This is a genomic window from Streptomyces nanhaiensis, assembly GCF_046614825.1.
GTDB classification, from domain to species: Bacteria; Actinomycetota; Actinomycetes; order Streptomycetales; family Streptomycetaceae; genus Streptomyces; species Streptomyces radiopugnans.
Map to the genome: position 1 here is coordinate 26,153 of NZ_JBKJFM010000030.1, position 18,100 is coordinate 44,252.

Consider the following 18,100-nt stretch of genomic DNA (forward strand, 5'->3'; position numbering starts at 1 on the left):
CGGAGTCTAAGCGAGCCCGCGCCTGGGGAACAACGTCAAGCATCGCACTGAGGTTCCGCCGGAGGCGAGTTCGCACGCCGTCACGATCCGAAGAGACCGGGTTGGCCCGGTCCTCCCGGTGCGGACGCCGGCGGCTGCCGGGGCGGGGTGATCCCCATGTGCTCCCATGCGGCGGGAGTGGCGATCCGGCCCCGGGGGGTGCGGGCCAGCAGCCCCTCCCGGACGAGGAACGGCTCGGCGACCTCCTCCACCGTCTCACGCTCCTCGCCCACCGCGACGGCCAGCGTGGACAGGCCGACCGGGCCGCCGCCGAACAGCCTGAGCAGGGCGTCCAGCACCGCCCGGTCCAGGCGGTCCAGGCCGCGGTCGTCCACCTCGTAGACCGCCAGGGCCTGCCCGGCGATCTCCCGGGTGATCAGTCCGTCGGCCCTGACCTGGGCGTAGTCGCGCACCCGGCGCAGCAGCCGGTTGGCGATGCGGGGGGTGCCGCGGGAGCGCCCGGCGATCTCGGCGGCGCCCTCGGCGTCTATCTCCACGTCCAGCAGCCGGGCGGAGCGGTGGATGACCTGCTCCAGTTCGGCCGGCTCGTAGAACTCCATGTGGGCGGTGAAGCCGAAGCGGTCGCGCAGCGGCGGCGGCAGCAGGCCGGCCCGGGTGGTGGCGCCGACCAGGGTGAAGGGCGGCAGTTCCAGGGGGATGGCGGTGGCGCCGGGCCCCTTGCCGACGATGACGTCGACGCGGAAGTCCTCCATCGCCATGTAGAGCATCTCCTCGGCGGGCCGCGACATGCGGTGGATCTCGTCGAGGAAGAGGACCTCTCCTTCCGTGAGGGAGGAGAGGATCGCGGCCAGGTCCCCGGCGTGCTGGATGGCCGGCCCGGAGGTGATGCGGATGGGGGCGCCCATCTCCGCCGCGATGATCATGGACAGGGTGGTCTTGCCCAGGCCGGGGGCGCCGGAGAGCAGCACGTGGTCGGCGGTGCCGCCGCGGGCCCGGGCCGCGCGCAGCACCAGGTCGAGCTGTTCGCGCACCTTGGACTGCCCGACGAACTCCGCGAGGTCCTTGGGGCGCAGCGCGGCCTCTACGGCCGTGTCCTCGCCGTCGGCGGTGGCTCCGACCAGGCGCTCGGCGCCGTCGGTGTGGCCGGAGTGCTCCTCCCAGGTCATGACGGCCTCCCCTGGGCGGTGGGCGGGACGGCGGCCGGGAACGCGGCCGGGGCGGGGATCCGGTCCGTGGGGCGGGGGCGGGGCGGGGAGTACGGCGTCATGGTCGGTCTCTCGTCGGTCCGTCGCCGGTCCGTGCCGCCGCGGCGGCACGGACCGGCGTCTCAGCGTGCGCGGTTCAGGGTCTGCAGGGCGGCGCGGAGGAGCTGGGGCACCGGCGGCCGGCCGCCCTCGGCCAGCGCCGCCTCGGCCTGCGGGGTGACGGCGGCGACCGCGTCCTCCGCCTCACGTGGCGCGTAGCCCAGGCCCACCAGGGCGGCGTGGAGCTGCTCGCGCCAGCCGGGTTCGCCCGCGGCCGGGCCGGGGACGCGGCCGGCCGCCGCGGCCCCGGTGCCCAGCGGCTCGCCGAGCCTGTCCTTCAGCTCCAGCAGCAGTTTCTGCGCGCCCTTCTTCCCGATGCCGGGCACGGCGGTGAGCGCCTTCTCGTCTCCGGTGGAGACCGCCAGCCGCAGCGCGTCGGGGCTGTGGACGGCGAGCATGGCCTGGGCCAGCCGCGGGCCGACGCCGCTGGCGGTCTGGAGAAGTTCGAATACCTGCCGCTCGTCGTCGTCGGCGAAGCCGTAGAGCGTCAGGGAGTCCTCGCGGACCACCAGTGAGGCGGCCAGCCGGGTGTGCTCGCCGACACGCAGGTCGGCGAGGGTGCCGGGGGTGCAGTGGAGGACCATCCCGACGCCGCCGACCTCGATCACGGCGGTGTCCGGGGAGAGGGCTGCGACCGGTCCGGATACGAAGGCGATCATCGGCTGTCCTCCGGGGTGCGCTGGGTTCGTCGGGCGGGCGGCGCGGACGCGGGCGCCGGATCCGGCTCCGCTCTCGCCGTCGCCTCGGGGACGGCCCGGGCGGCACGGGTCTGCCGGCGGTGGAGCTGCTGGTGCCGGGCCTGCTGGAGTCTGGCCTGCTGGAGGCGGTCCTGGGCGGGGGCGCGCCAGATGTGGCAGATGGCCAGTGCCAGGGCGTCGGCGGCGTCGGCGGGCCTGGGCGGGGCGTCCAGCCGCAGCAGCCTGGTGACCATCGCGCCGACCTGGGCCTTGTCCGCCCGGCCGGTGCCGGTGACGGCGGCCTTGACCTCGCTGGGGGTGTGCAGGGCCACCGGGAGGCCGCGCCGGGCCGCGCAGAGCATGGCGACCGCGCTGGCCTGCGCGGTGCCCATCACGGTGCGCACGTTGTGCTGGCTGAACACGCGCTCCACGGCGACGACGTCGGGCCGGTGCTCCTCCAGCCACTCCTCTATGCCGCGCTCTACGAGCACCAGCCGGTCGGGGACCTCGGCGTCGGCGGGGGTCCGCACGACGCCGACCCCGCCCATCCGCAGCGGGCGGCCCGCGGTCCCCTCCACCACGCCGATGCCGCAGCGGGTCAGTCCCGGGTCCACGCCGAGCACGCGCACCGCGGCCCCCTTCCGTCCACTGGTCGTTCGATCACCTGTTCCCGCAGGTTATCGGCTGCCACCGACAACGCCGGAGGGCGACACGGAAGAGGGCCGGTGCCGGGCCCGCGCCGGGCTGCGCCCGGGCGCGCGGAAGGTCAGGCCTCGACCTTGGCCATGACGTCGTCGGACACGTCGAAGTTGGCGAAGACGTTCTGCACGTCGTCGCTGTCCTCCAGCGCGTCGATCAGCTTGAAGATCTTGCGGGCGCCCTCCTCGTCCAGCTCCACCTGCATGGTGGGGACGAAGTTCGCGTCCGCCGAGTCGTAGTCGATGCCCGCCTTCTGCAGCGCGGTGCGCACCTCGACCAGATCGCTCGCCTCGCTGATGACCTCGAAGGACTCGCCGAGGTCGTTGACCTCCTCGGCGCCCGCCTCCAGGACGGCGGCCAGCACGTCGTCCTCGGTCAGCTCGCCCTTGGGGACGATCACGACGCCCTTGCGGTTGAACAGGTACGACACCGAGCCCGGGTCGGCCATGGAGCCGCCGTTGCGGGTCATGGCGACGCGCACGTCGGAGGCCGCGCGGTTGCGGTTGTCGGTGAGGCACTCGATCAGGACCGCGACGCCGTTGGGGCCGTAGCCCTCGTACATGATCGTCTGGTAGTCGGCGCCGCCCGCCTCCAGGCCCGCGCCCCGCTTGACCGCACGGTCGATGTTGTTGTTGGGGACGGAGCTCTTCTTCGCCTTCTGGATGGCGTCGTAGAGGGTGGGGTTGCCGTCGGGGTCGGGGCCGCCCATCCGGGCCGCGACCTCGATGTTCTTGATCAGCTTGGCGAAGAGCTTGCCGCGCTTGGCATCGATCACGGCCTTCTTGTGCTTGGTGGTTGCCCACTTGGAGTGGCCGGACACAGCCTCGCTCCTTCATGTCGCCAACGGAGGAATCAACGGGCCGATACTACAGCCGGTGACACCGGCGGATCACCGTGCCGCCGAGCGCACCATCGCGGTGAACAGCCGGTGCACGCGGTGGTCGCCGGTGAGTTCGGGGTGGAAGGCGGTGGCCAGCAGGGAGCCCTGGCGCACGGCGACGGGGTGGCCGTCGAAGGCCGCCAGCACCTCCACTTCCGCGCCGGTGGACTCCACCCAGGGCGCGCGGATGAAGACGCCCTCGACCGGCCCGCCCTCCACCCCGGCCATCTCGACGGACGCCTCGAACGACTCGTTCTGCCTGCCGAAGGCGTTGCGGCGCACGATCATGTCGATCCCGCCGACGGTCTCCTGGCCGGAGCGGGGGTCGAGGATCTTGTCGGCCAGCATGATCATGCCCGCGCAGGACCCGTAGGCGGGCATGCCCGCGCCGACCCGCTCGCGCAGCGGCTCCATCAGCCCGAAGGCGGTGGCCAGCTTGGAGATGGTGGTGGACTCGCCGCCGGGGATCACCAGGCCGTCGACCGCGGCGAGCTCCTCGGGGCGGCGGACGGTGCGGGCCTCGGCGCCGGCCGCCTCCAGCGCGGCGAGGTGTTCGCGGACGTCGCCCTGGAGGGCGAGGACTCCGATGGCGGGGGTGGTCACGGGGCGCACCTCTTCACGGACGTACGGAAATGGCGTGGGGGACGGGTGGGACGGGGGCGGAACGTACGGGGGCGCGGTGGCGGCGCGGTGCGCGCCGCGGGTCACCAGCCCCGGCCGGCGAACCTCTCGGCCTCGGTCAGGGTGTCGCAGTTGATGCCGACCATGGCCTCTCCCAGCCCGCGGGAGGCGTCCGCGACGACCTTGGGGTCGTCGAAGAAGGTGGTGGCCTTCACGATGGCGGCGGCGCGCTTGACCGGGTCGCCGGACTTGAAGATGCCCGAGCCGACGAAGACGCCCTCGGCGCCGAGCTGGCGCATCAGCGCGGCGTCGGCCGGGGTGGCCACACCGCCGGCGGAGAACAGCACGACCGGCAGCTTGCCCAGCTCGGCGACCTCCTTGACCAGCTCGTAGGGGGCGCGCAGCTCCTTGGCGGCGGCGTACAGCTCGTTGTTGTCGTAGCCGCGCAGGCGGGCGATCTCGTTCTTGATCTGGCGCAGGTGGCGTACGGCCTCGACGACGTTGCCGGTGCCGGCCTCGCCCTTGGAGCGGATCATGGCCGCGCCCTCGGCGATCCGGCGCAGGGCCTCGCCCAGGTTGGTGGCGCCGCAGACGAAGGGCGTGGTGAAGGCCCACTTGTCGCTGTGGTTGACCTCGTCGGCCGGGGTGAGGACCTCGGACTCGTCGATGTAGTCCACGCCGAGGGCCTGGAGCACCTGGGCCTCGACGAAGTGGCCGATGCGGGACTTGGCCATCACCGGGATGGAGACGGCGTCGATGATCCCCTCGATCATGTCCGGGTCGGACATGCGGGCGACACCGCCGTCCTTGCGGATGTCGGCGGGCACCCGCTCCAGGGCCATGACCGCGACGGCGCCGGCGTCCTCGGCGATCTTCGCCTGCTCCGGGGTGACCACGTCCATGATCACACCGCCCTTGAGCTGCTCGGCCATGCCGCGCTTGACGCGCGCGGTACCGGTCTCGGGCATCGACGCGGTGGCGGTTTCGGGCGTGCTGGAAGGCGTGGTGGACAAGGTGTGACCTCACTCGGCGACGGTGACAGCGACTGGAACGGGTTGGGACGGCCGGGAGCGTGGACCTCGGCGGACGGCGCCGGCCTGCGGACGACCGGGCCGCCCGCGCGGACGGGCGCGGCGACCGTACTGTGAACCCATCGTAGAGCCGTTCGATTCCCTGCCGGCCCCGCCGTCCGGTCCAGTTCACGGTGATCCCTGCTACAGGACCGATGAAACGGGGCGACCGGCCCCCGCGAAAGGGCCAATCGGAAGTCAGTGGCCTTCCCCAGCCTTCCCCGCCCGGTCCGCCAGGACCGCCGGCGGCTCGTCGTCCATCTCGAAGGCGAGCGGGAAGGGGGCGTGTCCGGCCAGCCGGAACCAGCGCACCTTGCGGTGCCGGCGCAGCGCGCGGGCGGCCCGCACCGCGTCGTTGTGGAAGCGCCGCGCCATCGGCACCCGGCGCACCGCCGCGGCCAGCTCCTCGGCCGTCGCCTCGCCGCCGGGCGCCGCCCGTACCGCCTCCAGTTGCGCGCTCTCGGCGAACACCGCGCGCAGGGCCTGGCTGAGCTCGCTCTCGGCGACCTCACGCTGCTCCTCCTCGGCCTGCCGGGCGTCGTGCGCGGCCTGGTACAGGACGATGGAGGCGGCCGGGTCCAGCACCCCCGCGGTGGCCAGCTCCTGCGCGACGGAGGCGCGCCGCAGCAACTGCGCGTCCAGGGCGGCGCGGGCCGCGTCGATCCGGGCGTGCAGCCGGTCCAGGCGTCCGGCGGTCCAGCTCAGGTAGACGGCGACGAGCAGCAGCGCCGCCGCGATCCAGACGATCGTGGTGGTCACGGTCGGAAGGTTCCCCTCGGTTCGGTCGCGTCAGTCGCGGGCCAGGCCCAGCCGGGCACGCAGTCCCACCCGCTCGTCCGGCGCGACCGAGGCGGCGCCGTCGGTGACGGTCTCGTAGACGGCCAGGACGTCGGCTCCGACGGTGGACCAGTCGAAGCGGCGTACGTGGCGGCTGCCGCGCTCGCGCAGCGCGGCGCGCCGGCGTCCTCGTTGGCGTACAGCTCACCGGCCTCTCCCCCGTCCAGCACCTGGGCGAAGGCGTCCAGGTCGCTGGCGAGCACCGGGGCCCCGGCGGACATCGCCTCCACCAGGATGATGCCGAAGGACTCGCCGCCGGTGTTGGGGGCGATGTACAGGTCCACGCTGCGCAGCAGCCGCGCCTTGTCCTCGTCGCTGACCATGCCCAGGAACTCCACGCGGTCGCGCAGCTCGCGCGGCAGGCCGGCGACGGCCTCCTCCTCGTCGCCGCGCCCGGCCACCAGCAGCCGGGTGCCGGGGCGCTCGGCGAGGATGCGCGGCAGCGCCCGCATCAGCACGGGCAGGCCCTTGCGGGGCTCGTCGATGCGCCCTATGAAGCCGATGGTGTTCCCGCCGTCGCGGCCCTGCCACTCGGCCTTGGGCTCGGCGGCCGCGAAGAAGCCCACGTCCACGCCGTTGGGGATGACGACCGCGTCGCCGCCCAGGTGCTCGACCAGGGTGCGGCGGGCGTACTCGCTGACCGCGATCCGCGCGCTGATCTTCTCCAGCGCGGGCTGCAGGATCGGGTAGGCGGCGATCATCGCCCGCGAGCGCGGGTTGGAGGTGTGGAAGGTGGCCACGATCGGCCCCTGCGCCGCCCAGCAGGCCAGCAGGGAGAGCGAGGGCGTGGCGGGCTCGTGGATGTGCAGGACGTCGAAGGCGCCCTCGTGCACCCAGCGGCGCACCCTCGCCGCCGACAGGAAGCCGAAGTTCAGCCGGGCGACCGAGCCGTTGTACGGGACGGGGACGGCCCGCCCGGCCGGCACGACGTACGGCGGCAGGGGGGTCTCCTCCTCGGCCGGGGCGAGGACGGACACCTCGTGCCCGAGGCCGGTGAGGTGCTGGGCCAGGTCCCGGATGTGGAACTGGACGCCGCCGGGGACGTCCCAGGAGTAGGGGCAGACGATGCCGATCCTCACCGCCGTCCCGCCTCCCGGCCGTCCGGGCCCGTACCGGTCCCGTTCTCCGTCCCGGTCCGCGGCGTGAGGTCCGCCGACCACAGTCTCTGCAGCATGTGCCAGTCCTCGGGGTGCTCGGCGATGCCGGTCGCGAAGCCGTCCGCCACCGCCTGGGTCATGGCGGCGGCCTTCTCCTTGCGGGTTCCTTCGGCGGGTGCCTGAACCGGCGGCAGGACGCGCCCCTTCATCACGGGCGAGTCGTCGAACCACAGGTACGCCGGCAGCAGTGCGGCCCCGGTCTGCAGCGCCAGCATGGCGGGGCCGGCGGGCATCCGGGCCGGTTCGCCGAAGAAGTCCACCTCGATGCCGGAGGAGGACAGGTCCCGGTCGGCCACCAGTGCCACCAGCCCGCCCGCGCGCAGCCGACGGGCCAGGGTGCCGAAGGCCGCGCCGCCGGTGTGCGGCAGCACCTCCATGCCCAGGCCCTCGCGGTAGGCGACGAAGCGGTCGTACAGGGTCTCGGGCCTGAGGCGTTCGGCGACGGTGGTGAACGGGATGCCCAGGCCGGTGGTGAGGTAGGCGCCGGCCAGGTCCCAGTTGCCCATGTGCGGCAGCGCCAGGATCACGCCGCGGCCGGAGCCGAGCGTGCCGGTGAGCCGGTGCAGGTCGGTGACCTCGACGCCGTCGCGGATGCGCGCCGCGTCCCACACCGGCAGCCGGAAGGACTCCATCCAGTAGCGCAGGTACGAGCGCATGCCCGCGCGGGACAGCTCGGCGAGCCGCTCGGGGCCCGCGCCGGGGACCACCCGGGCGTAGTTGGCCTCCAGGCGCAGCACACCCTGGCCCCGGCGCCGCCAGGCGGCGTCGGCGATGGTGCGGCCCAGGGCCGCGGCCGCGGGCTCGGGGAGGCGCTTGACCGCGCCCCAGCCCAGCCCGTACAGGGCGTCGGTCATCCGCTCCCTCACGAGCTGCCGCCCCCCTGCTCGGTCGCGGCGGCTCCGTCGCGTCCCGGCCCGGCGGCCTCTCCCCCGGCCCGGCCGGCCTCGGCCTCGGCGGCCTCCCGCCGGACCGTCACCATGCGCTGCAGGATCGTCACCAGGCTGCCCACGGCCACCACCCACAGGGCGACGGGCAGCAGGATCCCGATGTACGGGACGCCGAAGGTGGTCTCGAACCCGGCGAGCCCGGCGCACACCAGGGTGATCACCAGCCGCTCGGCGCGCTCGACCAGGCCGTTGACGTTCACCGGCAGGCCGATGCTCTCGCCGCGCGCCTTGGTGTACGACACCACCTGGCCGCTCGCCAGGCAGAAGATCGCCACCGCGCACAGCACCGGGTCGTCGCCCCCGCCCGCGTACCACAGCGCGATGCCGCCGAAGACGGCCGCGTCGGCGATGCGGTCGAGGGTGGAGTCCAGGAAGGCGCCCCAGCGGCTGGAGCGGCCCGACTGCCGCGCCATGGTGCCGTCGACCAGGTCGGAGAAGACGAACAGGGTGATGACGACGGTGCCCCAGAAGAACTCGCCGCGGGGGAAGAAGGCCAGCGCCCCCGCCATGACTCCGCCGGTGCCGATGAGCGTGACCGTGTCGGGACTGACCCCCAGCCGGAGGAGCAGGGCGGCGAACGGTGTGAGAACACGCGTGAAGAACGCACGCGCGTACTTGTTCAGCATGGCCTTCCCGGAGGTCGAGGTGGGCCGGCGGCCGGGGGGCCGTCGGCGCGCCCATCGTAGCCAGCCGCGTCCGGGGCGCCGCCGGTGCGTCACGGCGGCCGCGGCTGCGGCCTCGAAGGGCGGACCGGGGAGGCCGGTTTCGCCCTGTCGGGCGCGCTTCGCGCGCGAACGGAGATTTCCCGCGCTCTTACGCCGAGTAGCGGCTAATGCCACGTATGGACGTACTCCGGTGGCGGTGGAAAGCTCGAAGGAGCACCTCTCGTGCGATCCGGCACGACCATCCGACCCAGCCGCACGGACCGGGAGGCGGAGGACATGGGCGACAGGACGAGCACGCACACCGGGGCCGCGGGAAGGGCGCCGGTGGCCGACCGGCCCGGTTCCATCCGGAACGTGGTGCTGGTCGGCCACAGCGGCGCGGGGAAGACGACACTGGTCGAGGCGCTCGCCCGGACCTCGGGTGCGCTGGTCCGCGCGGGCCGGGTCGAGGACGGCACCACCGTCTCCGACCACGACGACATCGAGCACCGGCAGCAGCGCTCGGTCCAGCTCTCCCTGGTCCCCCTGGAGTGGGACGGGGTCAAGGTCAACCTCCTGGACACCCCCGGCTACGCCGACTTCACCGGGGAGCTGCGGGCCGGCCTGCGGGCCGCGGACGCGGCCCTCTTCGTCGTATCGGCCGCCGACGGCGTGGACGGGTCGACCCGGCTGGTGTGGGAGGAGTGCGCCGCGGTCGGGATGCCGCGCGCCATCGTCGTCACCCGTCTGGAGGCGGCCCGCGCCGACTTCGCGGAGATGACCGACATCTGCCGGCGGGTCTTCGGCGGCGACGACCCCGACGCCGTGCTCCCGCTGTACCTGCCCATGTTCGGAGAGCCGGGACCCGACGGGCACGCACCGGTCGCCGGGCTGATCGGGCTGCTGTCGCAGCGGATCTGCGACTACTCCACCGGCGAGCGCGCCGAGCGCGCCCCGGACCCCGAGCACCTTCCGCTGATCGCCGACGCCCGCGCCCGGCTGATCGAGGGCATCATCGCCGAGAGCGAGGACGAGACCCTGATGGACCGCTACCTCGGCGGTGCGGACGTCGAGGTGGAGACGCTGGTGCGGGACCTGGAGAAGGCCGTCGCCCGCGGTGTGTTCCACCCCGTCCTGGCCGCGGCCCCCGCCGCGGAGGGAGCCCGGCAGGGCCTGGGCACGGTGGAGCTGCTGGAGCTGGTCACCCGCGGCTTCCCCACCCCGCAGGAGCGCGAGATACCCCCGGTCACCACCCCCGACGGACGGCCCCGCCCCCCGCTGGAGTGCGACCCCGACGGCCCGCTGGCGGCCGAGGTGATAAGGACGTCCTCCGACCCCTACGTCGGGCGGATGTCGCTGGTGCGGGTCTTCTCCGGCACCCTGCGCCCGGACGTCCCCGTGCACGTCTGCGGCCACGGGCTGACGGACCACGACGGCGCCCCCACCGGGCGGCCCCATGACGTGGACGAGCGCGTCGGCGCCCTGACCAGCCCCTTCGGCGGGCAGCAGCGGCACGTGCCGCTGGCCGTGGCGGGCGATCTGGCCTGTGTCGCCAAACTCACCAGGGCCGAGACCGGCGACACCCTGTCGGACAAGGGCGATCCGCTGATGATGGAACCGTGGGTGATGCCCGACCCGCTGCTGCCGGTGGCCGTCCAGGCGCACGCCAGGAGCGACGAGGACAGGCTCTCCCAGGGGCTGGCGCGGCTGACCGCCGAGGACCCCACCCTCCGCCTGGAGCAGAACCCCGACACCCGCCAGCTGGTGCTGTGGTGCATGGGCGAGGCCCACCGGGACGTGGCGCTGGAGCGGCTGCGCACCCGCTACGGCGTCCGGGTGGACGCCGTGCCCCACCGGGTGGCCCTGCGCGAGACCTTCGCCGAACGGGCCTCGGCGCGGGGGCGGCACGTCAAGCAGTCCGGCGGCCACGGCCAGTACGCCGTCTGCGAGATCACCGTGGAGCCGCTGCCGGCCGGTTCGGGCGTCGAGTTCGCCGACGAGGTGGTGGGGGGCGCGGTGCCGCGCCAGTTCATCCCCTCGGTGGAGAAGGGGGTGCGGGCCCAGGCGGCACGCGGGGTGGCCACCGGCCATCCGCTGGTGGACGTGCGCGTCACCCTCGTCGACGGCAAGGCCCACTCGGTGGACTCCTCCGACGCCGCCTTCCAGACGGCGGGCGCCCTGGCGCTGCGCGAGGCCGCCGCCGGCGCGCGGATCCACCTGCTGGAACCGGTCGACGAGGTGCGGGTGACGGTCGCCGACGAGTACGTGGGCGCGGTGATGAGCGATCTGTCGGGGCGGCGCGGCCGGGTGGTGGGCACCGAGCAGATCCCCGGCGGCAGCACCCTGGTGCGCGCGGAGGCCCCCCAGTCGGAGATCGGCCGCTACGCGGTGGACCTGCGGTCCCTCTCGCACGGCACGGGCCGCTTCTCCCGCTCCTACCTGCGCCACGAGCCGGTGCCGCGGCAGGTCGCGGAGCGGATCCGCGGGCAGGCCGAAAGCCGCGTGGCGTGACCCCGCGGTGACGGTACGCTGAACGCCGCGGCGTCGGGTCCGGCACGGGCGGGCACCGAGAAGGTGTGCGGCGGGCCGTGGTTGGGAACGGTCGGTACGAGCCTGACGTCGGACGGCGCGAGCGGAGTGGGGGCACCATTGGCGGGCTTCGATGACGGGAACGGCGCGTACGACTTCAGTCCCGGCGCGCAGGTCCCGTTGACCGGCGCGGGCGGCGGGCAGACCGCCGCCACCCAGGCGCTGGCCTCGGCCGCCTACCGCGACGGCCCGGTGACGGACCTGCTCGCGGCGAACGACGCGGCCAAGGTCTCCGCGCCCCGTTTCTCGCTGTTCGAGCCGAACCTGGGCGAGGCCTTCTCCCGCGCGGTCCAGTCCCGGATGCTCGGCGGCGCCCGCAAAGCGCTGATCCAGTCCTTCGGCTGCGAGCCGCAGGTCGTGGTCGAGCACTGCCTGGCGGCCAACCGCATCCGCCGGGAGCGCGACGCCCGGCTGACGGCGGTGATGGTGCTCTTCGGAGTCCTCTTCCTGCCCGGCGTCCTGCTGTGGCTCGGAGGCTTCCAGCTGCGCCGGACGCTGGCGGGCGCGCAGGACCGCCGGGCCGGGGCGCTGGGCATGGGCGTGCTCGTCGCGCTCGGCGTGCTGGCGGCGGTCTTCGTGCTGAAGCTGCCGTTCACCGGCTTCTGGGCGATCTACCTGCGCGTGATGCTGGTCGCCCCGGTCGTGGGCTGGCTGCTGGCCAAGCAGATCTGCGAGCGGTACGCCAAGGACCTGCGCTCCCGCTGGGAGGGCCTGCTGTCGGGCGGCGGCATCGGCGCCAAGATCCCCGAGGCGGTGCCGCACGCCCCCGGCGACGCGGGCGCGGAGAGCATCAGGCTGAACCTGGCCAAGCTGACGGCCGAGCAGCGCAGCAACGTGGTCTTCTACGCCGGCCCCAAGGGGATACTCGGCATGGGCACCCGCTGGGGGAGCTGGCAGCTCGCCGAGGAGCTGGTGCCGGCCTCCCCCGGCACCGAGATCAACCCCTTCCGCAGCTGGGACGTGGCGCGCGCGATCCACGACCAGCTCCGGATGCTGGAGCGCACCCCGCTGCACACCGGCGGTTTCCCCAGGCCCTCCGTCCGGCACTGGGTCGTCGCCCCGGTCGGGGAGGGCGCCTCGGACGTCTCCCGGCCCGACGGCCAGAACGTCGAGGCGTACAGCGTCAAGGAGTTCGAGGTCCAGCGGATCTGCAACGAGCAGCAGTTCGGCAGCGGCAACCGCCACTACCTCGGCGTCCAGTTCGTGCTGTGGGACGGCCAGCTCGTGCTCACCCTGCTGGTCAACGTGACCGTGCTGCACCACACCCTGCGCATCGAGGTCACCGGCCACGCGCTCGGCCCGGTGCACCCGGTGTTCTTCTCCAAGCCCTCGCCGAGGAAGAAGACGGTCTCCAAGACCGTCCGGTTCTGGGAGACCAAGGACATCGAGCTGCCGCTGATCGAGGCCCGCGAGGTGGTGCGGCTGGCGGCGCGCGCCCCGCTGACGTGGTTCCCGCCGGTGCTGGACTTCCTGGGCGGCAAGCTGAGCCTTCCCGAGCCCTTCGGGCTGCGGCACGTGTGGGCCGACAAGCCCTGGCGCCACCGCTTCATGGCCGACGACGCCCTGCGCGCGGCCACCCCGGTGCTGCGGGTGGTGCACACGGCGGCCCTGAAGGTGCTCAAGGAGAACAACGTGGACGTCGAGAAGTTCAACGCCCGCTCCCTGAGCCTCAGCGGCCAGGTGCAGGCCGCCGAGCCGGGCAACGCAGACGCGTACAACGCCTGATCAGCCCCTCCGGGCCTCGCGCACGGCCCGCGTGATCCGTACGGGTACCGGTTTCCGGTCGTACGGGCCCCGCGGGCCGTGCGCGGTGGTCTGCGCGGTGTTGCGGTGCCTGCCGTGCGTGCGGCGGCGGGGGCCTGGGTGCCTCAGGCCCCCGCGGGCCACTTCTCGGCCAGCATCCGCCGGGTGTCGGCCAGCAGTTGCGGCAGCACCTTGGTGTGGCCCACCACCGGCATGAAGTTGGTGTCGCCTCCCCAGCGCGGCACGATGTGCTGGTGGAGGTGGGCGGCGATCCCGGCGCCCGCGACCTCGCCCTGGTTCATGCCGATGTTGAACCCCTGCGCCCCGGAGGCCGCGCGCAGCGCCTTCATGGCCCGCTTGGTGTAGTCGCCCAGCTCCACCGTCTCCTCCTCGGTGAGACCGGTGTAGTCGGCGACGTGCCGGAAGGGCACCACCATCAGGTGGCCGCCGTTGTACGGGTAGAGGTTGAGCACCGCGTACACCAGCTCGCCCCGGGCGATCACCAGCCCGTCCTCGTCGGACTTGGCCGGGATCGTGCAGAACGGGCAGCCGTCACCGGCGCCCGGGCCGCTCGGCTTGTTCTCCCCCTGGATGTAGGCCATCCGGTGAGGCGTCCACAGGCGCTGGAAGGCGTCCGGCGACCCCACTCCGATCTGCTGCTCCGGCTCGCTGCTCATGCGGGCCAGCATAGGACTTCACCGGGCCGCGGCGGGCCGGTGGGGCGGGACGACGACGGGGGCGTGCCTGCGGAGCACCGGTGCTCCGCAGGCACGCCCCCTTGTGCGGCGGTCAGACCTGGACGCGGTCCTCGACGGCCTTGGCGATCTCCGCGATCGCATCGTCGAGGGGCACGCCGTTCTTCTGCGAGCCGTCGCGGTAGCGGAAGCTGACCGCGCCGTTGGCCATGTCCTCGTCACCGGCGATGACCATGAACGGCACCTTGCTCTTCTGGGCGTTCCTGATCTTCTTCTGCATCCGGTCCGAGGAGGAGTCCACCTCCACCCGCAGCCCCTTCGCCTTCGCCCTGGCGGCGAACTCCTCCAGGTAGGGCACATGGGTGTCGCCGATCGGGATGCCGACCGCCTGGACAGGTGCCAGCCAGGCCGGGAAGGCGCCCGCGTAGTGCTCCAGCAGCACGGCGAAGAACCGCTCGATGGAGCCGAACAGCGCGCGGTGGATCATCACCGGCCGCTGCCGGGAGCCGTCGGGGGCGGTGTACTCCAGGTCGAAGCGCTCGGGAAGGTTGAAGTCGACCTGGATGGTCGACATCTGCCAGGTCCGGCCGATGGCGTCGCGCGCCTGCACCGAGATCTTCGGGCCGTAGAAGGCGGCGCCGCCCGGGTCCATGACCAGCTCCAGACCCTGCTTCTCGGCGGCCCGGCGCAGGGTCTCGGTGGCCTCCTCCCAGTTCTCGTCCGTCCCGATGAACTTCTCCGGGTCCTTGGTGGACAGCTCCAGGTAGAAGTCCTCCAGGCCGTAGTCGCGCAGCAGGTTCAGCACGAAGGTCAGCAGCGAGTCGAGCTCGTCCGCCATCTGCTCCTTGGTGCAGTAGATGTGCGCGTCGTCCTGGGTGAAGCCCCGCGCCCGGGTCAGGCCGTGGACGACGCCCGACTTCTCGTAGCGGTACACGGTGCCGAACTCGAACAGCCGCAGCGGCAGTTCGCGGTAGGAGCGCCCCCGCGCGTCGAAGATCAGGTTGTGCATGGGGCAGTTCATGGGCTTGAGGTAGTAGTCCACGCCCTCGTCGAGCTGCATGGGCGGATACATGCCGTCGGCGTACCAGTCCAGGTGGCCCGACTTCTCGAACAGCTTCCCCTTGGTGGCGTGCGGGGTGTAGACGAACTCGTAGCCCGCCTCCTCGTGCCGCCTGCGCGAGTAGTCCTCCATCACGCGGCGGATGATGCCGCCCCTGGGGTGGAAGACGGCCAGGCCGGAGCCGATGTCCTCGGGGATGGAGAACAGGTCCAGCTCCGCGCCGAGCCTGCGGTGGTCGCGCTTCTCGGCCTCCGCCAGGAACTCCAGGTACGCCTTCAGCTCGTCCTTCGACGGCCAGGCGGTGCCGTAGATCCGCTGGAGCTGCGGGTTCTTCTCGCTGCCCCGCCAGTACGCGGCGGCCGACCGCATCAGCTTGAACGCCGGGACGGTGCGGGTGGTGGGCAGGTGAGGACCGCGGCACAGGTCCTTCCAGCACAGCTCGCCGGTCCTGGCGTCGAGGTTGTCGTAGATGGTCAGCTCGCCCGCGCCGACCTCGGCCGAGGCCCCCTCGGCGGCCTCGGCCGCATTGCCCTTGAGGCCGATCAGCTCCAGCTTGTACGGCTCGCCGGCCAGCTCCTCGCGGGCCTCCTCGTCGCTGGTCACACGGCGGGAGAAGCGCTGGCCGCGCTTGACGATCTCCTGCATCCGCTTCTCGATGCGCTTCAGATCGTCCGGGGTGAACGGCTCGGCGACGTCGAAGTCGTAGTAGAAGCCGTCCTTGATCGGCGGGCCGATGCCGAGCTTGGCCTCGGGGAAGAGGTCCTGCACGGCCTGGGCCATGACGTGCGCGGTGGAGTGCCGCAGGATGTTCAGCCCGTCCTCGGAGGAGATCTCCACGGGCTCGACCTCGTCGCCGTCGGCGACGGCGTACGCCAGGTCCTTCAGCTGCCCGCCGACGCGGGCGGCGACGATCGCGCGGTCGCCGGCGAAGAGATCGGCGGCCGTGGTGCCCGTGGTCACCACGCGTTCTTCCCGCTCGGAATCGCGTTGGATGATCACACGGACGTCCGTCACCGGTCTCTCCTGACTGCTGTCGTCTCGGGTCTCCCCGTCTCGGGATCGGCCCGAGGCGCGGGCGATCGCCGCGCACCGTGAATCGTACCGAGCCGGACGCCCCCGCCGCGAAACGGTTACGGCCCGGTCCAGGGCGGCCGGGGTTGGCCGCGAGCCGGGTGAGGTATCAAGACGGGCGACGGGCGTACGCGCCGCCGTGTGCGCCCGCCCGCCGGGACGGTCCCGGTCTCGACACGGAGGGGAAGCAGAGCATGACGGTGTGGTACGAGGGACCGCTCGCCGCATTCGACACCGAGACCACGGGGGTGGATCCGGAGCGGGACCGGATCGTCTCGGCCGCGCTGGTGGTGCAGGACGCACCGGGGGCCGAGGTGCGCGCCGTGCGCTGGCTGGTGGACCCGGGGGTGCCGGTGCCCGAACGGGCGGCTGAGGTGCACGGCCTGACCGGGGAGCATCTGCGCGAGCACGGCCGCCGCCCCGCGGAGGCCCTCGGGGAGATCGCGGCGGCCCTGGCGGAGCGCACCGCCGAGGGGCTGCCGCTGGTGGTGATGAACGCGCCGTTCGACCTGACGCTGCTGGACCGGGAGTTGCGGCGGCACCACGGCGCCTCGCTGGGCGACACCTCCGGCTCCGGGACGCTGTGCGTGCTCGACCCGCGGGTGCTGGACAAGCACCTGGACCGCTACCGCAAGGGCCGCCGCACCCTGGCCGCGCTGTGCGAGCACTACGGCGTGGAACTGGCCGAGGCCCACGACGCCGCCGCGGACGCCACGGCGGCGCTGGAGGTCGTGCGGGAGGTGGGGCGCCGCCACTCGCGGCGGCTGTCCTCGCTGTCGCCGGCCGAGCTGCACACCCTGCAGTCGGTCTGGCACGCGGCCCAGGCGCGCGGGTTGCAGGCGTGGTTCGCCCGCAACGGGTCCGACGAGGTGGTCGATCCGGCGTGGCCGCTGCGGACGGAGGTCCCGGCCGCGGTCTGAGAGCGGTCCGAGCCGGGAGCGGTCCGAGAGCCGTCCGGGACCGTCCCGGAGGAGACGGGCCGGGAGCATGGGCGCGAAACGCGGGAGGCCGGTTCCGTCTGACGGAACCGGCCTCCCGGGCGGTGGGCGATACTGGGATCGAACCAGTGACCTCTTCGGTGTGAACGAAGCGCTCTCCCGCTGAGCTAATCGCCCTCGCGGTGCCCTGCGGCACGACGAGAACCATACAGGGATCGCGGGTGTTCATCCAAACTCCTTCCCGCGCCCTCCCGGTGGGCCCTCCCCCAGCCGGCGGCGCAGCCCGCGGTGCCCGGCGCGCATCATCAGCGCGTGGTTGGCCGCGAACAGCGGACGGCCGGGCAGCGCCAGCAGCCTCAGGAGGGGTCTGCGGGCCTCCACCTCCTGCTCGAAGACCGCCCGGGTGCCGCTGACGGCACGCGGGGCGGAGCCGTGCGGAGCGCCGTGCGAGGTGGCGCGCGGGGCGAGCCGCCAGCGGGCCCAGCCCTCCAGGTCGCCGTCCAGCTCGATCGCCAGGACCCGGGCGGCGGGGTCTCGGAGGGTGAGCCGGGCGGTGATCCGCAGGTCGTAGGGGAGCAGGGAGCGGATACGGGCGGAGCCGGCCGCCCGCTCCCCTCCCCCGCCGCCGCCGTCCTCCCGCCAGACGACCTCGCGCACCTGCGGCCACCACTCGGGGTACTCCGCGGCCCGCTCCAGGACGGCGTAGACGTCCCCGGGCGGTGTGTCCAGATCCCAGACGCTGCGGAAGCGGTAGTGGCTCAGGCCCATCGCGTCACCCTCCCTCCGCACGGGGCGCGGTGGTACTCAGACGGCCCTGAGTACCACCGCGCATGACCGATCGCCCTCGTACGCGCCACACTCCGCGCATGCCGAACCTCCCACCGCCTGCCTACTGCCCCGGCTGCTCACTGCCACTCGCCCCCGGTCCGCCGGCGGCCGCCTGCCCCCGGTGCGCGCTGCCGCTCACCGGCCCGGTGCCGCAGCAGGTGCGGGAGATCGACGCCGAGTTGTGGCGGCTGGAGGCCCGGCGCACCGAACTGCTGTCCCGGCGCGGGCGGTTGCTGGCCGGGTTGCGCGCCTCCGGCCCCGGGGGCGGCGGCCGGGCGGACACCGCCCCGCACGCAATCCACCATACCTGTCATATATGCGCTTAACCTGACATCGCCCT

Annotated in this window: 16 protein-coding genes, 1 tRNA gene and 1 pseudogene; 4 read left to right on the forward strand and 14 right to left on the reverse strand. The window is 73.3% G+C overall.

Annotation, left to right across the window (positions count from 1 at the left end):
- Positions 1 to 80: 80 nt before the first annotated feature.
- The 10 genes and pseudogenes from ruvB to pgsA form a co-directional block, all read right to left on the reverse strand.
- Entirely contained in the window at positions 81 to 1,166 is a 1,086-nt protein-coding gene (gene ruvB, locus ACLIYP_RS10215; protein ID WP_412712814.1) for a Holliday junction branch migration DNA helicase RuvB, read from the reverse strand.
- A gap of 161 nt (positions 1,167 to 1,327) precedes the next feature.
- On the reverse strand, positions 1,328 to 1,963 hold the full coding sequence (gene ruvA / locus ACLIYP_RS10220; RefSeq protein WP_412712815.1) for a Holliday junction branch migration protein RuvA: 636 nt from the start codon (positions 1,961 to 1,963) through the stop codon (positions 1,328 to 1,330).
- Positions 1,960 to 2,610, reverse strand: coding sequence for a crossover junction endodeoxyribonuclease RuvC (gene ruvC / locus ACLIYP_RS10225; protein ID WP_412712816.1), 651 nt, complete (start codon positions 2,608 to 2,610; stop codon positions 1,960 to 1,962). The genes ruvA and ruvC overlap by 4 nt, the downstream gene beginning before the upstream one ends.
- Positions 2,611 to 2,747: 137 nt before the next feature.
- Positions 2,748 to 3,500, reverse strand: a complete 753-nt coding sequence (locus tag ACLIYP_RS10230; RefSeq protein ID WP_412712817.1) for a YebC/PmpR family DNA-binding transcriptional regulator — start codon at positions 3,498 to 3,500, stop codon at positions 2,748 to 2,750.
- A 69-nt stretch (positions 3,501 to 3,569) separates the two neighbouring features.
- Positions 3,570 to 4,163 carry a pyridoxal 5'-phosphate synthase glutaminase subunit PdxT gene (gene pdxT, locus ACLIYP_RS10235; protein ID WP_412712818.1) on the reverse strand — a complete coding sequence of 198 codons (594 nt, stop codon included), beginning with the start codon at positions 4,161 to 4,163 and terminating at the stop codon, positions 3,570 to 3,572.
- A gap of 101 nt (positions 4,164 to 4,264) precedes the next feature.
- The gene (gene pdxS / locus ACLIYP_RS10240) at positions 4,265 to 5,149 is read right to left on the reverse strand and encodes a pyridoxal 5'-phosphate synthase lyase subunit PdxS (RefSeq protein WP_412712828.1); all 885 of its coding nucleotides are present in this window, start codon (positions 5,147 to 5,149) and stop codon (positions 4,265 to 4,267) included.
- A 300-nt stretch (positions 5,150 to 5,449) separates the two neighbouring features.
- The gene (locus ACLIYP_RS10245; protein ID WP_412712819.1) at positions 5,450 to 6,010 is read right to left on the reverse strand and encodes a LemA family protein; all 561 of its coding nucleotides are present in this window, start codon (positions 6,008 to 6,010) and stop codon (positions 5,450 to 5,452) included.
- A gap of 30 nt (positions 6,011 to 6,040) precedes the next feature.
- Positions 6,041 to 7,167 (reverse strand): annotated as a pseudogene (locus ACLIYP_RS10250) (glycosyltransferase family 4 protein).
- Positions 7,164 to 8,099, reverse strand: coding sequence for a phosphatidylinositol mannoside acyltransferase (locus ACLIYP_RS10255; protein WP_412712820.1), 936 nt, complete (start codon positions 8,097 to 8,099; stop codon positions 7,164 to 7,166). Before ACLIYP_RS10255 ends, ACLIYP_RS10250 begins: the two are co-directional and overlap by 4 nt.
- Before the next feature lie 8 nt (positions 8,100 to 8,107).
- Positions 8,108 to 8,818 carry a phosphatidylinositol phosphate synthase gene (pgsA, locus tag ACLIYP_RS10260; RefSeq protein ID WP_412712821.1) on the reverse strand — a complete coding sequence of 237 codons (711 nt, stop codon included), beginning with the start codon at positions 8,816 to 8,818 and terminating at the stop codon, positions 8,108 to 8,110.
- A gap of 315 nt (positions 8,819 to 9,133) precedes the next feature.
- On the opposite strand from pgsA, the gene ACLIYP_RS10265 reads away from it, so the two are divergent.
- On the forward strand, positions 9,134 to 11,347 hold the full coding sequence (locus tag ACLIYP_RS10265) for an elongation factor G-like protein EF-G2 (protein ID WP_412712829.1): 2,214 nt from the start codon (positions 9,134 to 9,136) through the stop codon (positions 11,345 to 11,347).
- 138 nt (positions 11,348 to 11,485) lie between these two features.
- The gene (locus tag ACLIYP_RS10270) at positions 11,486 to 13,150 is read left to right on the forward strand and encodes a hypothetical protein (protein ID WP_412712822.1); all 1,665 of its coding nucleotides are present in this window, start codon (positions 11,486 to 11,488) and stop codon (positions 13,148 to 13,150) included.
- Between the two features lie 143 nt (positions 13,151 to 13,293).
- Here ACLIYP_RS10270 and ACLIYP_RS10275 read toward each other — a convergent pair whose 3' ends face one another.
- Both ACLIYP_RS10275 and thrS read right to left on the reverse strand, forming a co-directional pair.
- On the reverse strand, positions 13,294 to 13,857 hold the full coding sequence (locus tag ACLIYP_RS10275; RefSeq protein ID WP_412712823.1) for an HIT family protein: 564 nt from the start codon (positions 13,855 to 13,857) through the stop codon (positions 13,294 to 13,296).
- 100 nt (positions 13,858 to 13,957) lie between these two features.
- On the reverse strand, positions 13,958 to 15,937 hold the full coding sequence (gene thrS, locus ACLIYP_RS10280) for a threonine--tRNA ligase (RefSeq protein WP_412712824.1): 1,980 nt from the start codon (positions 15,935 to 15,937) through the stop codon (positions 13,958 to 13,960).
- A 251-nt stretch (positions 15,938 to 16,188) separates the two neighbouring features.
- On the opposite strand from thrS, the gene ACLIYP_RS10285 reads away from it, so the two are divergent.
- Positions 16,189 to 16,914, forward strand: coding sequence for an exonuclease domain-containing protein (locus tag ACLIYP_RS10285; protein WP_412712825.1), 726 nt, complete (start codon positions 16,189 to 16,191; stop codon positions 16,912 to 16,914).
- A 123-nt stretch (positions 16,915 to 17,037) separates the two neighbouring features.
- Here ACLIYP_RS10285 and ACLIYP_RS10290 read toward each other — a convergent pair.
- Both ACLIYP_RS10290 and ACLIYP_RS10295 read right to left on the reverse strand, forming a co-directional pair.
- Positions 17,038 to 17,109 (reverse strand) — tRNA-Val (locus tag ACLIYP_RS10290).
- 48 nt (positions 17,110 to 17,157) lie between these two features.
- The gene (locus ACLIYP_RS10295) at positions 17,158 to 17,700 is read right to left on the reverse strand and encodes an SRPBCC family protein (protein ID WP_412712826.1); all 543 of its coding nucleotides are present in this window, start codon (positions 17,698 to 17,700) and stop codon (positions 17,158 to 17,160) included.
- 98 nt (positions 17,701 to 17,798) lie between these two features.
- Between ACLIYP_RS10295 and ACLIYP_RS10300 the strand changes: the two genes are divergently transcribed.
- Positions 17,799 to 18,086: a hypothetical protein gene (locus ACLIYP_RS10300; RefSeq protein WP_412712827.1), complete on the forward strand. Its 288-nt coding sequence runs from the start codon at positions 17,799 to 17,801 to the stop codon at positions 18,084 to 18,086.
- The last annotated feature ends 14 nt before the right edge of the window (positions 18,087 to 18,100 follow it).